At 68.5% G+C, this 15,632-nt stretch carries 16 protein-coding genes and 1 riboswitch; of the genes, 12 read left to right on the forward strand and 4 right to left on the reverse strand.

The window, feature by feature from the left end; genetic code table 11:
* Nucleotides 1-47: 47 nt before the first annotated feature.
* The 4 genes from CFB43_RS01825 to CFB43_RS01840 form a co-directional block, all read right to left on the reverse strand.
* Nucleotides 48-1,364, reverse strand: a complete 1,317-nt coding sequence (locus CFB43_RS01825) for a D-amino acid dehydrogenase (protein ID WP_089493964.1) — start codon at nt 1,362-1,364, stop codon at nt 48-50.
* A gap of 25 nt (nt 1,365-1,389) precedes the next feature.
* Nucleotides 1,390-2,652, reverse strand: a complete 1,263-nt coding sequence (locus tag CFB43_RS01830; protein WP_089493965.1) for an MFS transporter — start codon at nt 2,650-2,652, stop codon at nt 1,390-1,392.
* Nucleotides 2,653-2,886: 234 nt separating this feature from the next.
* The gene (locus tag CFB43_RS01835) at nt 2,887-3,663 is read right to left on the reverse strand and encodes an SDR family NAD(P)-dependent oxidoreductase (protein ID WP_089493966.1); all 777 of its coding nucleotides are present in this window, start codon (nt 3,661-3,663) and stop codon (nt 2,887-2,889) included.
* Nucleotides 3,660-5,429, reverse strand: a complete 1,770-nt coding sequence (locus CFB43_RS01840) for an ABC transporter ATP-binding protein/permease (RefSeq protein WP_089493967.1) — start codon at nt 5,427-5,429, stop codon at nt 3,660-3,662. Before CFB43_RS01840 ends, CFB43_RS01835 begins: the two co-directional genes overlap by 4 nt.
* Before the next feature lie 269 nt (nt 5,430-5,698).
* A riboswitch (TPP riboswitch) is annotated at nt 5,699-5,822 on the forward strand.
* A 225-nt stretch (nt 5,823-6,047) separates the two neighbouring features.
* Between CFB43_RS01840 and CFB43_RS01850 the strand changes: the two genes are divergently transcribed.
* The 12 genes from CFB43_RS01850 (at nt 6,048) to CFB43_RS01905 (ending at nt 15,622) form a co-directional block, all read left to right on the forward strand.
* Entirely contained in the window at nt 6,048-7,184 is a 1,137-nt protein-coding gene (locus CFB43_RS01850; protein WP_089493968.1) for an FAD-dependent oxidoreductase, read from the forward strand.
* Nucleotides 7,185-7,216: 32 nt separating this feature from the next.
* Complete coding sequence (gene thiS, locus CFB43_RS01855; protein ID WP_011350713.1) at nt 7,217-7,414, forward strand: sulfur carrier protein ThiS; 198 nt, start codon at nt 7,217-7,219, stop codon at nt 7,412-7,414.
* A gap of 49 nt (nt 7,415-7,463) precedes the next feature.
* Nucleotides 7,464-8,279 (forward strand): thiazole synthase, encoded by an 816-nt coding sequence (locus CFB43_RS01860; RefSeq protein ID WP_089455465.1) that lies wholly within the window; start codon nt 7,464-7,466, stop codon nt 8,277-8,279.
* The gene (thiE, locus tag CFB43_RS01865; RefSeq protein WP_089493969.1) at nt 8,276-9,400 is read left to right on the forward strand and encodes a thiamine phosphate synthase; all 1,125 of its coding nucleotides are present in this window, start codon (nt 8,276-8,278) and stop codon (nt 9,398-9,400) included. Before CFB43_RS01860 ends, thiE begins: the two co-directional genes overlap by 4 nt.
* 84 nt (nt 9,401-9,484) lie before the next feature.
* Entirely contained in the window at nt 9,485-10,306 is an 822-nt protein-coding gene (locus tag CFB43_RS01870) for an ABC transporter ATP-binding protein (RefSeq protein ID WP_006477138.1), read from the forward strand.
* Nucleotides 10,303-11,070, forward strand: a complete 768-nt coding sequence (gene mlaE / locus CFB43_RS01875) for a lipid asymmetry maintenance ABC transporter permease subunit MlaE (protein WP_006486220.1) — start codon at nt 10,303-10,305, stop codon at nt 11,068-11,070. Before CFB43_RS01870 ends, mlaE begins: the two co-directional genes overlap by 4 nt.
* A gap of 24 nt (nt 11,071-11,094) precedes the next feature.
* Nucleotides 11,095-11,658, forward strand: coding sequence for an outer membrane lipid asymmetry maintenance protein MlaD (gene mlaD, locus CFB43_RS01880; RefSeq protein ID WP_089439068.1), 564 nt, complete (start codon nt 11,095-11,097; stop codon nt 11,656-11,658).
* Between the two features lie 30 nt (nt 11,659-11,688).
* Nucleotides 11,689-12,654 (forward strand): MlaA family lipoprotein, encoded by a 966-nt coding sequence (locus CFB43_RS01885; RefSeq protein ID WP_046546273.1) that lies wholly within the window; start codon nt 11,689-11,691, stop codon nt 12,652-12,654.
* A gap of 111 nt (nt 12,655-12,765) precedes the next feature.
* On the forward strand, nt 12,766-13,395 hold the full coding sequence (locus CFB43_RS01890) for an MlaC/ttg2D family ABC transporter substrate-binding protein (RefSeq protein ID WP_050013177.1): 630 nt from the start codon (nt 12,766-12,768) through the stop codon (nt 13,393-13,395).
* Nucleotides 13,392-13,667: an STAS domain-containing protein gene (locus CFB43_RS01895; RefSeq protein WP_089493970.1), complete on the forward strand. Its 276-nt coding sequence runs from the start codon at nt 13,392-13,394 to the stop codon at nt 13,665-13,667. Before CFB43_RS01890 ends, CFB43_RS01895 begins: the two co-directional genes overlap by 4 nt.
* 192 nt (nt 13,668-13,859) lie before the next feature.
* Nucleotides 13,860-14,786 (forward strand): ABC transporter ATP-binding protein, encoded by a 927-nt coding sequence (locus CFB43_RS01900; RefSeq protein WP_059522281.1) that lies wholly within the window; start codon nt 13,860-13,862, stop codon nt 14,784-14,786.
* On the forward strand, nt 14,783-15,622 hold the full coding sequence (locus tag CFB43_RS01905; protein ID WP_256989898.1) for an ABC transporter permease: 840 nt from the start codon (nt 14,783-14,785) through the stop codon (nt 15,620-15,622). Before CFB43_RS01900 ends, CFB43_RS01905 begins: the two co-directional genes overlap by 4 nt.
* The last annotated feature ends 10 nt before the right edge of the window (nt 15,623-15,632 follow it).

The following is a 15,632-nucleotide window of genomic DNA, read 5'->3' on the forward strand; positions in this document are numbered from 1 at the left end:
TATCGCGTCAGCGCATCGCGTCGACGATATCGGCGGGCCTGCCGGCCCTACCGGGCGTAGCGCTCGAGCGTCAACCCCGACAGATCGATCTCCGGCTCTCGCCCCGTGACGAGACCCGCCACCACCTTCCCCGACCCCATCGACATCGCCCAGCCCGTCGAGCCGTGGCCGACGTTCAGCCAGAGTCCGTCGATCCCGCTCGCGCCCAGCAGCGGTGGCCCGTCGGGCGTCATCGGCCGGCGGCCGACCCAGAAGCGCGCCGACGCCCGATCGGCCGCGTGCGGGAACCAGTCGTCGAGCACCTTCATCAGCGTGTCGAGCGCCTGCTGGCGCAGCGCGGCGTGCCGGTTGCCGAGTTCCGCGGTACCCGCGACGCGCAGGGTCGGGCCGAAACGCGTGATCGCCGTCTTCAGCGATTCGTCCATCAGCGCGGCGCGTGGCGATTTTTCGTCGTCGACGACGGCGAGCGTCGCCGAGTAGCCCTTCACCGGATACAGCGGCACGTCGATGCCGTGCGGCCGCAGCAGGCCGGCGCTGTCGACGCCGAGCGCGACGACGATCGCATCGGCAGCGAGCCGCACGTCGCGGTGCTTGCCGCCTGGGTTCGATGCATGCGGATTCGGTCCGCCATCCTCGTCGCCGGTGCCGACGATCCGCACGCCGCGCACCCGGCCGGCTTCAACGTCGAGCGCCCGCACTTCCGTGCGAAAGCGGAACGTCACGCCGCAGGCTTCGCACAGTGCCCGCAGTTCGCGCGTGAAGCGTGCACAGTCGCCGGCTTCGTCGTCGGGCAGGTAGATGCCGCCGACGGGCGCCTGCCGCGCCCAGCGCAGGCCCGGTTCGATCGCGGTGCAGCCGGCCGCGTCGAGTTCGCGAAACGCGATGCCCGCGTCGCGCAGCACCTTCAACGCGGGCTGCACCATCTCGACGTCGAACGCGCCGCGCAGCAGTTGCAGGTAGCCGCGGCTCGCGCCGTAGTCGAACGGATGGCGGTCGCGAAACGCGTGCAGGCATGCGCGGCTGTAGTACGCGATGCGCTGCATCCGCTGCTTGTTCACACGGAACCGCTCGAACTCGCATTCGCGCAGCCAGCGCGCGATCCAGCGCCACTGCGCGGCGTCGAGCGTCGGCCGGAAGATCAGCGGCGAAGCGGGCTTGAACAGGTACTTGAGGATCTTGCCCGGCATCCCGGGCGCGGCCCACGGCGTCACGTAGCCGGGGGCGATCACGCCCGCGTTGCCGAGGCTCGTCGCCTGCGCGACATCGGCTTCGCGTTCGATCACGGTGACGTCGCAGCCTGCTTCGCGCAGGTGCCAGGCCGTGGTGACGCCGATCACGCCGGCGCCGAGAACGATCACGTGCATGCGGTTTCCCGAACGAAGAGGCCGATCATGACGCGACGGCCGGATCGTCGACGAGCGACTTGCCGCGCGTTTCCGGCAGCACGAGCGCGGCGACGATCACAAGCAGGTAGCCGCCGCCGGCCACGAGGCCGATCGCCTTCACGAGCGACATCGACTGCGACAGCGCGCCGACGAGAATCGGGAAGAATGAGCCGAGCCCGCGCCCGAGGTTGTAGCAGAAGCCCTGGCCCGAGCCGCGGATCGCGCCCGGATACAGCTCCGACAGATAAGCGCCGACGCCCGCGAAGATTCCCTGCACGACGATGCCGAGCGGGAAGCCGAGCAGCAGCATCGCGGTGTCGGTGATCGGCAGCATCGTGTACGCCATGCCGAGCGAGAACGAGCCGATCGCGAACAGGATGAACGACGCGCGGCGGCCGAGCCGGTCGGACAGGATCGCGCCGACCACGTAGCCGACGAACGAGCCGACGATCAGCACGACGAGATAGCCGCTCGTGTTGAACACCGACAGGTGGCGGACGGTTTTCAGGTAGGTGGGCAGCCACGTCGTGATCGCGTAGTAGCCGCCGAGCATCCCGGTGCACAGCGCGCTGCCGAACAGCGTCGCGCGCAGGTGCGGCGGCGAGAAGATCTCGAGGAAGTGGCCCGACACGCGGCCTTCGTCGCGCGCGCGGCGGGTGGCCGTGTAGATGTCCGGATCGCTGACGTTGCGACGGATGTACAGGATCCACAGCGCGGGCAGGATGCCGATCCAGAAGCACGCGCGCCATGCGACCTGCTCGGGCAGCAGCGCGAAGAACGCCCAGTAGAGGATCGCGGCCGCGCCCCAGCCGAACGACCAGCTGCTCTGCACGGTGCCGACCGCTTTCCCGCGATGCTCGGGCGTGCGGATCGTCTCGGCCATCATGATCGTCACGACCGACCATTCGCCGCCGAAGCCGAAGCCCTGCAGCGTGCGCGTCGCGAGCAGTTGCCAGAACGAATGGGTGAAGCCGGACAGGCAGGTGAACAGCGCGAACGTCGCGATCGTCCACTGCAGCACGCGTACGCGGCCGTAGCGGTCGGCAAGGATGCCGGCGACCCAGCCGCCGAGCGCCGACGAGATCAGCGAGCTCGTCGCGATCATCCCGGCCTCGCTCTTCGTCATGCCCCAGGTGGCGATCAGCGTCGGAATCAGGAACGAATAGATCATGAAGTCGAACGCGTCGACCGCGTAGCCGCCGAAGCCGGCGTACAGCGTCCTGCGCTCGCGTGTCGACAGTTCGTTGAACCACTGGAATGCCTGCATGCTTGCCGCCCCCCTCTTCTGTCTCGTCTCGCGCTGCCGTCTGGCGGCTATTTTACGGGCGGGATGCGGGGTGCCAAAAAGGGAAGTGCCGGTGCGCGGCGGCGCGGTGAAGAGCGAGGGCGGAGGGTGTTCGTCCTGGAAAGGCGGGATGGCCGATCCGATCGCGCCTGGGCGACAGGCAGGCCCGGGCAACGGTGACGGTCCACGCGCCGGCACGGCGCGCGGGCACTTGCTTCAGAGCGTCAGGCCACCGTCGACATGCACGACCTGGCCGGTGATCTGCCGCGCGGCGTCCGACAGCAGGAACGCGATCAGCGCGGCCACATCGTCGGGTTCGGCGATCCGGCCGAGCGGTGTCGCCTGTTCGGCCTGCACCCATGCGGCGGCATTGCCGGCGCTCGGCCCGTGGTCCTTGCGCGTGAAGCCGGGCGCGACCGCGTTGACGGTGATGCCGCGCGCGGCGAATTCGGCGGCGGCGGAGCGCACGAGCGATTCGAGCGCAGCCTTCGCCGCGGCGGTGGCCGCGAACGGCGCGTCGGCGCGGTAGCGGTGCGCGACGAACGAACTGACCGCGACGATCCGCGGCGCAACCGACGCTTCGAGCAGCGGCCGCGCGCGGCCCGCGAGCGCGGAGAACGCGCCGGGCATCGCCGCGAAGGCGGACGCGAGCGTGTCCGCGGAAAGACCGGAAAAGGATTGCCGCGCGGCGAAGCCGGCATTGGCGACGAGATGATCGAGCCCGCCGAAGTGCGTGGCGGTCGCATCGACGAGCGACGCGGCGACGCCCGGCTCGCCGAGATCGCCGGTGAGCGTGACGCACGCCGCGCCGGCCGCCGTGCATGCGTGAGCAACGTCGGTGAGCCGGGCGCGCGCCGCTTCGTCCGCGCCGCGCGCGTGCAGCGCCAGCGCCATGCCGGGTGCCGCAAGCCGCCGCGCGAGCGCCGCGCCGATCCCGGAACTCGCACCGGTGATCAGCGCGATCCGTGCGATGGGCGCGGCGCGTGCGCTCAAGCCGCGACCTTGTCGCTGTCGTTCACGCGCTCGACGTTGATCGTGCCGACGTGGAACGCGGCCAGCGATTCGCGGTGCGCGATGCTGACGATCGCGGCCTTCGGCAGCCGTTCGGCGAACAGGTGGTACAGGCGCGCCTCGTTGTCGGCGTCGAGCGCGCTGGTCGCTTCGTCGAGGAACAGGAAGTCGGGCTTGTGCAGCAGCACGCGCGCGCCGGCCAGGCGCTGCTGTTCGCCCGGCGACAGCACGCGGGTCCAGTGCGCGGTCTCGTCGAGGCGGTCGACGTAATCCTCGAGGCGGCATGCGCGCAGCGCGTCGCGGCAGGCTTCGTCGCTGAACGCGTCGGCTGTCGCCGGATACGTGAGCGCAGCCTTCAGCGTGCCGATCGGCAAGTAGCTCGTCTGCGGCACGAACATCATCCGCGCGCCGACCGGCGCGTCGATCGCGCCGTCGCCGAACGGCCACAGGCCCGCGAGCGCGCGCATGAACGTGCTCTTGCCGGAACCCGACTTGCCGATCACGAGCCAGCGCGAGCCGGGTTCGATCGTGACGCTGCCGATGTTCGCGAGCGCGTTGCCGTTCGGCAGCGCGAGCTTGAGCGACGACGTCGACAGTTTCGCGCCGTCGACGTAGTGCAGGTTGATGCCGCCGTGCTCGGTCGCGGGCGACAGGCTTTCCTTCAGGTGCGACGTGCTCATCACGCGCTTGAATTCGCGCAGACGGTTGACGGTGGCGCGCCATTCGACGAGGGTCGAGTAACTGTTGATGAACCACGAGAACGAATCGCTGACGGTGCCGAACGCGGACGAGATCTGCATCAGCACGCCGAACGAGAACGCACCCGCGAAATAGCGCGGCGCGGCGACGACGAGCGGGAAGATGATCGCGATCTGCCCGTAGAAGCTCAGCACGAACGTGAGCCGCTTCGTGTACTTCATCACGCGCCACCAGTTGTCGCGGATGCGCATGAAGAGGTTTTGCGCGTTGCCGGTCTCGGTCTGCTCGCCGTCGTAGAACGCGATCTGCTCGGCGTTCTCGCGCACGCGGATCAGCCCGAAGCGGAAGTCGGCCTCGACGCGCTGCTGCTGGTAGTTGATCGACACGAGCGGATGGCCGACCTTCTGGATGATCAGCGAGCCGACCACCGCGTACAGCGCGGCCGCCCACACCATGTAGCCGGGGATCGCGATCGGCGTCGCGCCGAGCGAAATCGTCAGCGCGCCGGCGAGCGACCACAGGATCGTGATGAACGACACGAGCGTGACGACCGTCGACAGCAGGTCGAGCGACAGCGCGAGCGTGGTCGTCGCGAACGACTGGAGGTCGTCGGTGATCCGCTGGTCGGGGTTGTCGGCGAGGCGGTCACGCTCGATCCGGTAGAACGCGCGATCGCCGAGCCACTGGCCGAGAAAGCGGTCGGTGAGCCACTGGCGCCAGCGGAAGCCGAGCATCTGCCGCAGGTAGCGGCCGTACACGGCGAGGATGATGAAGGCGAACGCGAGCGCGGAGAACTGCATCAGCAGGTTCGGGAAGTCGTGGACGTCCTTCGACTGCAGCGCGTTGTAGAACTCCGCGTTCCACTTGTTCAGCCGGACGTTGATCCAGACCACGCAGAGGTTGATCGCGATGATCGTGACCAGCAGGCCCCACGCGATTTTCCATTCGGACGATACCCAGTAGGGCTTGATGAGGCTCCATGCGGATACCGGGCGGTCGTCCTGCGGCGCGTCGGAGGCGGAGCGGACGGGATCGATCGATTGGGTCATGTGCTTCCTGATGAGTAGCCGGCGCGCGGGCCGGGCGAAGCCGGGCGCGCGCCGCGATACGGCATGCCGGGACGCGGCGCCGACTGACGGCGGGCGTCCGGATGGTCGCCCGCGCGTCTTAAACGGCACTTAAGGCCGGCGGTGACGCGGCAACCGGCCGCTCGCGCGGCCGGCCTGCGGGCATTGTGCCAGAGCGGCGCGGCACGTCGGCGAATTTGCCGCAAGGGGGACAGTTTGCGGCGCTTTCCGCTTTTATGGTCTAATGGCCGACGACGAAACAGGGGTGCTTCGTGGCGCGGCCGGCAGATGTTCCGGGCAGCGCGATGAGGCTGAGAAAGACCCTTCGCACCCGATCCGGGTAATACCGGCGAGGGAAGTTTCTGATCCCGCCGGGTCGCGCTGGCTGCCATCCCACATGGTCAGCGCCCTTGTCCCGCCCGGCCGGCCTTTGCTGCCGGTTTCGTCCTTTTGGGTACGCGCTTTGCGCGTTACGGAAGGAATGATGACCGCACAATCTTCAGTCTTTTGCATGGTTTCCGGCCCGATGCCGCGTGCGTTCGCATGCGGCGGCGCGTGCGCGTCGACGCTCGTCGTGCGTGCTCGCGCGGAGGGCGCGCGATGAACGCCCGGGATTCCCGACCCGATTTCGCGGTGCTCGGCGGCGGCCTCGTCGGCCGGCTGATCGCCTGGCGACTCGCGGGCGACGGGCATCGCGTCGCGCTTTACGAGCGCGGCGGCCCGGACGGCGAGCAGTCGGCCGCGTGGATCGCGGCCGCGATGCTCGCGCCGCTCGCGGAAGCCGCGAGCGCGGAGCTGCTGATCACCGAGCTGGGCGCCGCGTCGCTCGCGCGCTGGCCGCAGTGGCTCGCGGAACTGCCCGAACCCGTCTTCTTCCAGCAGCACGGCACGCTCGTCGTCTGGCATCACGCCGATCGCGCGGAGGCGCCGCTGTTCGAGCGGCGCGTGCGCGCGAACGCGCCGGCCGACCTGTTCGACCGCGGTTTCGTGACGCTCGCCGGCGCGCAGGTCGACGCGGCCGAGCCCGTGCTCGCGGGCCGCTTCGCGCGCGGCCTGCTGCTGCCGAACGAAGGCCAGCTCGACAATCGCCAGGCGCTGCGCGCGCTCGCGGCCGGCCTCGTCGAGCGCGGTGTCGACCTGCACTGGCACGTCACGATCGACGAGGCGAACCTGCCCGCCGCGCACTTCACGATCGATTGCCGCGGGCTCGGCGCGAAACCCGCGCTGCCCGCGTTGCGCGGCATCCGCGGCGAAGTCGCGCGCGTGCGCGCGCCCGGCATCGGGCTCACCCGGCCCGTGCGGCTGCTGCATCCGCGCTACCCGCTGTACATCGCGCCGAAGCAGGACGATCTCTATGTGATCGGCGCGACCGAGGTGGAGGGGGAGGACATGTCGCCCGTCAGCGTGCGCTCCGCGCTCGAACTGCTGAGCGCGGCGTTCTCCGTGCATCCGGCGTTCGGCGAGGCGCGCATTCTCGAACTCAATGCGCAATGCCGGCCGACGCTGCCCGATCATCGCCCGGCGGTGATCTGGGACGGCGCGTCGACGCTCGCCGTCAACGGCCTGTACCGGCACGGCTTCATGATCGCGCCGGAAGTCGCGCACGCGGCGGTCGCGTTCGCCGAAGCCGCGCTCGGCGGCGCGTTCGGCGATGCCGATGCGTTCGCCGCGTGGCGCGACGCCGAGCGCTGGCCGACGCTCCTTCATCACCGCAACGACGCGCGTCAGCCGGCCTGACGCGCGCTGCCGACCGAATTCGACGAAGCCCCATGGACATCCAGATCAACCAACAGAACCTGACGTTGCCCGACGGCGCAACGGTGGCCGACGCGCTCGCCGCGTACGGCGCGCGTCCGCCGTACGCGGTCGCGCTGAACGGCAACTTCGTCGCGCGCACGCAGCATGCGGCGCGCGCACTCGCGGCGGGCGACAAGCTCGACGTCGTGCACCCGGTCGCGGGCGGCTGAGCGCCGCCGCGTTGTTCACGCTTCGTCCCCGCTCTTTCAGGAAAACGACATGACGTCCCTCACCTCCGCCGACGCGCTGACGCTGTACGGCGAAACCTTCGCAAGCCGCGTGTTGCTCGGCACGTCGCGCTATCCGTCGCTGCAGTCGCTGTCCGATTCGATCGCCGCGTCGCGTCCCGGGATGGTGACGGTCGCGCTGCGCCGCCAGATGACCGGCGGCACGGCCGAAGCCGGCTTCTTCGACCTGCTCAAGCGCCACGCGGTGCCGCTGCTGCCGAACACGGCCGGCTGCCAGACCGTCGCCGAAGCCGTGACGACCGCACACATGGCGCGCGAGGTCTTCGGCACCGACTGGATCAAGCTCGAACTGATCGGCGACGACTACACGCTGCAGCCCGACCCGGTCGGCCTGATCGAAGCGGCCGCGCAACTGGTCAAGGACGGCTTCAAGGTGCTGCCGTACTGCACCGAGGATCTGGTGATCGGCCGGCGCCTGCTCGATGTCGGCTGCGAGGCGCTGATGCCGTGGGGCGCGCCGATCGGCACGGGCAAGGGCGTCGTGAACCCGTACGGCCTGCGCGTGCTGCGCGAGCGGCTGCCGGACGTGCCGCTGATCGTCGACGCGGGGCTCGGGGTGCCGTCGCATGCGTGCCAGGTGATGGAGTGGGGCTTCGACGGCGTGTTGCTGAACACGGCCGTGTCGCAGGCCACGCATCCCGAGATCATGGCGCGCGCGTTTGCGCAGGGCGTCGAGGCCGGCCGTGCCGCGTATCTCGCCGGGCCGATGGATGCGCGCGAGACCGCGCATGCGAGCACGCCGGTCGTCGGGATGCCGTTCTGGCACCAGGACGGAGGCGCCGCATGAGCGCGCGTTTCGCCGATGCATTCTGGCCGCCGGCCGACGAACTGGCCGAAGCGGCCGAACGGATTCGCGCGCGGCTCGGCGACTGGCCGCGCGGCGCTGCGCCGTGGCGGCTCTGCGTCGCGGTGCCCGATGTGCCGGCCGATGGCGACGTGCTGATCGTCTCGGCCGGCGACCGCGCCGCGCAGGCGCGCGTGTCGGCCGCGTCGCGGCCTGCGGCGCCGGGCGCCGTCGCGATCGAATTCGACGAGCAGGGCGCGGTGTTTCACACGGCGGGCGCGCGTTACGCGCTCGACGCCGCGCATCCGCTCGGGGACGACTGGATCGCCGCGCTCGCGGCGTTCCTCGATTGCGGCTTTGCGCCGATCGACGCGCTGGTGCTGGCGCTGGCCTGGCGCGACGGCGACGAAACGCGCGCCGCCGATGCGTGGCCGGTCGACGCCGCGCGGTTTCCGCGGGTCGCCGGGCTGCCGGCCGCGCCCGAACCCGCGTTCGCGCCGTGTCCCGCGCAACTCGGCCTGTATCCGGTCGTGCCGGACGCCGAATGGGTCGAGCGCGTGCTCGATTGCGGCGTGCGAACCGTGCAACTGCGTGTGAAAGGCGCGACGCCGGACGTGATGCGGCGGGAAATCGCCCGCGCGGTCGCGGCCGGGCGCCGCTATCCCGATGCGCGTGTGTTCATCAACGATCACTGGCAGATGGCCGCAGAAGAGGGGGCGTACGGCGTTCATCTGGGTCAGGAAGACCTCGAGACGGCCGATCTGGCCGCGATCGCGCGCGCGGGCCTGCGGCTCGGACTTTCGAGCCATGGTTATTACGAAATGTTGCGGGCATTGCACGAGCGCCCGAGCTACCTCGCGCTCGGCCCCGTGTACGCGACCGCGACCAAGGCCGTTGCTGCGCCGCCACAGGGCCTCGCGCGGATCACCCGCTATGCGCGCTTCGCTGACGCTCGCGCGCCGCTCGTCGCGATCGGCGGGGTGGGGCTCGACGCGCTGCCCGGCGTGCTGGCAACGGGCGTCGGCAGTGTCGCGGTGGTCAGTGCGGTGACCGGCGCGACCGACTATCGGGCTGCCATTGCTGCGATGCAGCAATGCTTTCCCGGACAATTTGACAATCGTTGACCGCAGGGCCCGAAACGGCTTCACGACATCATTCCAATGCAGGCCCTATAATTCGGCGTTCTGCGTAAAAGGACTGTCAGCTCCGTGAGCCCCACTCCTACCGAGACACTGCTGGAACTTCGCGACGTCGACTTCGGCTACGGCGACCGCCTCGTCCTGTCCAACCTGAACCTGCGCTTCGGGCGTGGGCAGGTGGTTGCGGTCATGGGCGGGTCGGGTTGCGGCAAGACGACCGTGCTGCGCCTGATCGGCGGCCTCGTGCGCGCGCGCCGCGGCCAGGTGCTGTTCGACGGCGCCGATGTCGGCGCGCAAACGCGCGACGGCCTGTACGCGCTGCGCCGCAAGATGGGCATGCTGTTCCAGTTCGGCGCGCTGTTCACCGACATGTCGGTGTTCGAGAACGTCGCGTTCGCGCTGCGCGAGCACACCGACCTGCCCGAAGACCTGATCCGCGACCTCGTGCTGATGAAGCTCAACGCGGTCGGGCTGCGCGGCGCGCGCGACCTGATGCCGTCCGAGGTGTCGGGCGGGATGGCGCGCCGCATCGCGCTGGCACGCGCGATCGCGCTCGATCCGCAGCTCATCATGTACGACGAGCCGTTCGCGGGCCTCGATCCGATCTCGCTCGGCATCACCGCGAACCTGATCCGCACGCTGAACCAGGCGCTGGGCGCCACGTCGATCCTCGTCACGCACGACGTGCCGGAATCGTTCGCGATCGCCGACTACGTGTATTTCCTGGCCAACGGCGGCGTGCTCGCGCAGGGCACGCCCGACGAGCTGCGCGCGTCGACCGATCCGAGCGTGCGGCAGTTCATCGACGGCGCGCCGGACGGCCCGTTCAAATTTCATTACACGAGCCCGCCGCTCGCAGCGGATTTCGGCCTCGGCGGAGGGCGCGCATGATCAGCGCGATCGGACGTTACGTCATCGGCGGCCTCGAACGCGCGGGCTACGGCACGCGGCTGTTCGTGCGCCTCGTGCTGGAATTCTTCCCGCTGCTGCGCCGGCCGCGGCTGGTCACGAAGCAGATCCACTTCCTCGGCAACTATTCGTTCGTGATCATTGCCGTGTCGGGGCTGTTCGTCGGCTTCGTGCTCGGCCTGCAGGGCTATTACACGCTGAACCGCTACGGTTCCGAGCAGGCGCTCGGCCTGCTGGTCGCGCTGTCGCTCGTGCGTGAGCTCGGGCCGGTCGTCACCGCGCTGCTGTTCGCGGGGCGTGCAGGCACGTCGCTCACGGCCGAGATCGGCCTGATGAAAGCCGGCGAACAGCTCACCGCGCTCGAGATGATGGCGGTGGACCCGATCAAGAACGTGATCGCGCCGCGCATGTGGGCGGGCATCATCGCGATGCCGCTGCTGGCGGCGATCTTCAACGCGGTCGGCGTGCTCGGCGGTTACTTCGTCGGCGTCGTGCTGATCGGCGTCGATCCGGGCGCGTTCTGGTCGCAGATGCAGGGCGGCGTGCAGGTCTGGGCCGACGTCGGCAACGGCGTGATCAAGAGCATCGTGTTCGGATTCGCCGTGACCTTCATTGCGCTGTATCAAGGGTATGAAGCGAAGCCCACGCCCGAGGGCGTGTCGCGCGCGACCACCAAGACGGTCGTGTTCGCGTCGCTCGCCGTACTCGGCCTCGATTTCCTGCTGACCGCGCTGATGTTCAGCTAAGCCTCAGCCAAGCCAAATTTTGGGATGACGATGAAAAAGACTGCTCTCGACTTCTGGGTCGGCCTGTTCGTGGTGGTGGGCTTCCTTGCGGTGCTGTTCCTGGCGCTCAAGGTCGGCAACATGAGCTCGCTGTCGTTTCAGCCGACCTATTCGGTGAGGATGAAATTCGACAATATCGGCGGGCTGAAGCCGCGCGCGGCGGTGAAGAGCGCGGGCGTCGTGGTCGGCCGCGTGAAGTCGATCGGCTTCGACACGAACACGTACCAGGCACTGGTCACGATCGATGTCGACGGCCAGTATCAGTTCCCGAAGGATTCGTCGGCGAAGATCCTGACGTCGGGCCTGCTCGGCGAGCAATATATCGGCCTGGATCCGGGCGGTGACACCGAAATGCTGAAGTCGGGCGATACGATCACGATGACGCAATCGGCGATCGTGCTCGAGAACCTGATCGGCCAGTTCCTGTACAGCAAGGCCGCCGATGCGGGCGGTGCGAAGCCGGCCGCCGGCGCATCGGCCGCCGCGCCCGCCGCGCCCGCACCGGTGGCGGTGCCGGCGTCGGCGGTGTCCGGTTCGGCCGGCCAATAACCACACGAGAGAAAACAAGAGGGAATGACCATGCAGACGATCCGCATCAGGCAGGCCGCGCTGGCGGTAGCGGCAGTCGCCGCGTTGAGCGGCTGCGCGACCGTGCAGACGCCGACCAAGGGCGATCCGCTCGAAGGCTTCAACCGGTCGATGTACAAGTTCAACGACACGGTCGACACGTATGCGCTGAAGCCGGTCGCGAAGGGCTACCAGTACGTGGTGCCGCAGCCGGTGCGCGACAGCGTGACGAACTTCTTCTCGAACATCGGTGACGTCTACATCGCGGCGAACAACATCGTGCAGCTGCGCATTGCCGACGGCGTCGGCGACATCATGCGCGTCGTGATCAACACGGTGTTCGGCGTCGGCGGCCTGTTCGACGTCGCGACGATCGCGAAGCTGCCGAAGCACACGGCCGACTTCGGGATCACGATGGGCCGCTACGGCATGCCGTCGGGCCCGTATCTCGTGCTGCCGCTACTCGGCCCGAGCACGCTGCGCGACACGGCCGGCCTGGGCGTCGACTACGTCGGCAACCCGCTCACGTACGTGAAACCGGATGGCCTGAGCTGGGGCCTGTTCGGCGTGAACCTCGTCAACACGCGCTCGAACCTGCTCGGCGCGGGCGACGTGCTGGATGCCGCGGCGCTCGACAAGTATTCGTTCGTCCGTAACGCATACCTGCAGCGCCGCCAGATGCTGATCAGCAACGCGCGCGGCGAGGCGGCCGCGACGTCGAGCAACGATGCGCTGCCGAAGTACGACCTGCCGGAAGACGGCGCGGCACCGGCGGCAGCTGGCGCGGCTGGTGCCGCGGGCGCCGCGGCGGTGGGCGGTGCAACGGCGCCGGCAGGCGCATCGGGCGCGGCGGTGGCCGCGCCGGCTTCGGGCACGGCCGAATCGCCGAACCCGGCCAGCGAGACGAACGTGCCGGCGATGCAGGTGGCGCCGCCGTCGCCGGGCGGGTTCCGGTTCCCGAGCATCCGGCTGCACTGACGGATTTACATTCGTTACAGCCGGAAACGATTCAGTCGGTAGCGTATGCGAACTTGCGCGTAAGCTACCTGCTCCAACCTTCGCATCGACTCATTCATGCAGGCCACTATGATGAAAAAACTGTTCCTGATCCCCGTTTTCGCGGCGCTGTTCTCGTTCGGCAGCGCAGCCCACGCGCAAGTCGACCAGTCGAACCCGCAGGCGCTGATCAAGACGGCGACGCAGCAGGTGCTCGACGAAGTCAAGCAGCAGACGATCAAGCAGGGCGACACCAACCGCATCATTACGATCGTCAACAAGGACATCCTGCCGTACACCGATTTCCGCCGCACCACGCAGCTCGCGATGGGCCGCAACTGGCGCACGGCGACGGCCGAGCAGCAGCAGCAGGTTCAGGAGCAGTTCAAGCTGCTGCTGATCCGCACGTACTCGGGCGCGCTGGCGCAGCTGAAGCCGGACCAGCAGATCCAGTACCCGCCGTTCCGCGCCGATCCGGCCGATACCGATGTCGTGGTCAAGACGGTCGCGATGAACAACGGCCAGCCGGTCCAGATCGACTACCGCCTGTACAAGACGGCCAACGGCTGGAAGGTGTATGACCTGAACGTGCTCGGCGCGTGGCTGATCCAGACGTACCAGCAGCAGTTCAACGAGAAGATCCAGCAAAGCGGCGTGGAAGGCCTGATCCAGTTCCTCACGCAGCGCAACCAGCAACTTGCCGCCGGCAAGCAAGCGTCGTGAGCGGCTTCGAAGCCGGCTCCTCGCTGACCGTCGCGAGCGCGAAGTCCGCGCTCGCGGACGGTCTTGCGCGCATCGGCGCGGGCGCGACCGCCGTCGATTGCGCGGCGCTGACGCAGTTCGATTCGTCCGCGCTCGCCGTACTGCTCGCATGGCAACGTGCCGCCAAGTCGCGCGGCGCGACCCTCGACATCCACAATCTCCCCCCGAAGCTCGCCAGCCTCGCGCGCGCGTACGGCGTCGACGCGCTCATCGACGGCACCGGGCGACATTGACCCTGTCCGACCGGAGCCTGCCGCGCCGCCCGGCGCGCGCAAGCTTCAGGCCGCGTGCCTCCGGCACCGGCTCCCCCAGCCGGTTTGCCCTATAATCAAGCGTTTTGCGGGGCAGCCAATCGGCGTCCGGCCCCCATTTTCATACGCAGCAAGCACAGAATAGGCGTCGCGGCCCTGGCGTCGCGCACAGTCATGTCAGCCATAGAAATCCGTCACGTCAAGAAGCGCTACAAGTCGCTTCAGGCGCTCAAGGGCGTCAGCCTGTCGGTCGAGGAAGGCGAGTTTTTCGGTCTGCTCGGCCCCAATGGCGCAGGCAAGACCACGCTCATCAGTATCCTCGCCGGGCTCGCCCGGGCCGACGAAGGCAGTATCTCGGTGCGCGGTCACGACGTCGTCAAGGACTTCCGTGGCGCGCGCCGTGCACTCGGCGTCGTGCCGCAGGAACTCGTGTTCGATCCGTTCTTCACCGTCCGCGAGACGCTGCGGATCCAGTCCGGCTATTTCGGGCTGCGCCGCAACGACGACTGGATCGACGAAGTGATGGCCAATCTCGACCTCACCGAGAAGGCCGACGCGAACATGCGCGCGCTATCGGGCGGGATGAAGCGCCGCGTGCTGGTCGCGCAGGCGCTCGTGCACCGGCCGCCCGTGATCGTGCTCGACGAACCGACCGCCGGCGTCGACGTCGAATTGCGCCAAACGCTGTGGAAATTCATCTCGCGCCTGAACCGCGAAGGCCACACGATCGTGCTGACCACCCATTACCTCGAGGAAGCCGAGTCGCTGTGCGACCGCATCGCGATGCTGCGCCGTGGCGAAGTGGTCGCGCTCGACCGCACCGATGCGCTGCTGCGCCGCTTCGCGGGGCTGCAGCTCTACCTGCGCCTCGCGACCGGCGCGCTGCCGTCCGAGCTGCGCGGGCTGGAGTCCGACCCGGCCGCCCGCGCGCCGGGCGAGCACCTGCTGCGCCTCACGAGCTATGACGATGTCGAGCGGATCCTCGCGCAGTGCCGCGCGGCGGGCTGCACGTTCGACGAGATCGAGGTCCGCAAGGCCGACCTCGAGGATGTGTTCGTCCAGGTGATGAACGGGGCCGAGGTCATCGAGGGTCTGGCATGAATCAACAACCCCCACGCGAACTGCGTTCGCTGCCCCCCGAGGGGGCGCCCGCCACTCTTGGGGCGGCCCGGCGAGTGTCGGGAAGCGGGTTTCAAACGCTGTTCTACAAGGAACTGCTGCGTTTCTGGAAAGTGTCGTTCCAGACGGTGTGCGCACCGATCGTCACGGCGCTGCTGTATCTGACGATCTTCGGCCACGCGCTGTCGGGCCGCGTCGAAGTCTATCCGGGCGTCGAGTACGTGAGCTTTCTCGTGCCGGGCCTCGTGATGATGAGCGTGCTGCAGAACGCGTTCGCGAACAGCTCGTCGTCGCTGATCCAGTCGAAGATCACCGGCAACCTCGTGTTCATGCTGCTGCCGCCGCTGTCGTACCGCGACATCTTCGGCGCGTACGTGCTCGCGTCCGTGGTGCGCGGCCTCGCGGTCGGCGCGGGTGTGTTCGTCGTGACGATCTGGTTTATCCCGATGCATTTCGCGGCGCCGCTGTTCATCATTGCGTTCGCGCTGCTCGGCTCGGCAATCCTCGGCACGCTCGGCCTGATCGCCGGGATCTGGGCCGAGAAGTTCGACCAGCTCGCCGCGTTCCAGAACTTCCTGATCATGCCGCTGACGTTCCTGTCCGGCGTGTTCTATTCGACGCACTCGCTGCCGCCCGTGTGGCGCGAGATCTCGCGTCTCAATCCGTTTTTCTACATGATCGACGGCTTCCGTTTCGGGTTCTTCGGCGCGTCCGACATCAACCCGATCGCGAGCCTCGCGATCGTCACCGGTTTCTTCGTGCTGCTCGCGCTGATCGCGATGCGGCTGCTCGCGACCGGCTACAAACTGCGTCATTGATATCGACAGG

Source organism: Burkholderia sp. AU15512 (genome assembly GCF_002223325.1).
Taxonomy (GTDB): domain Bacteria; phylum Pseudomonadota; class Gammaproteobacteria; order Burkholderiales; family Burkholderiaceae; genus Burkholderia.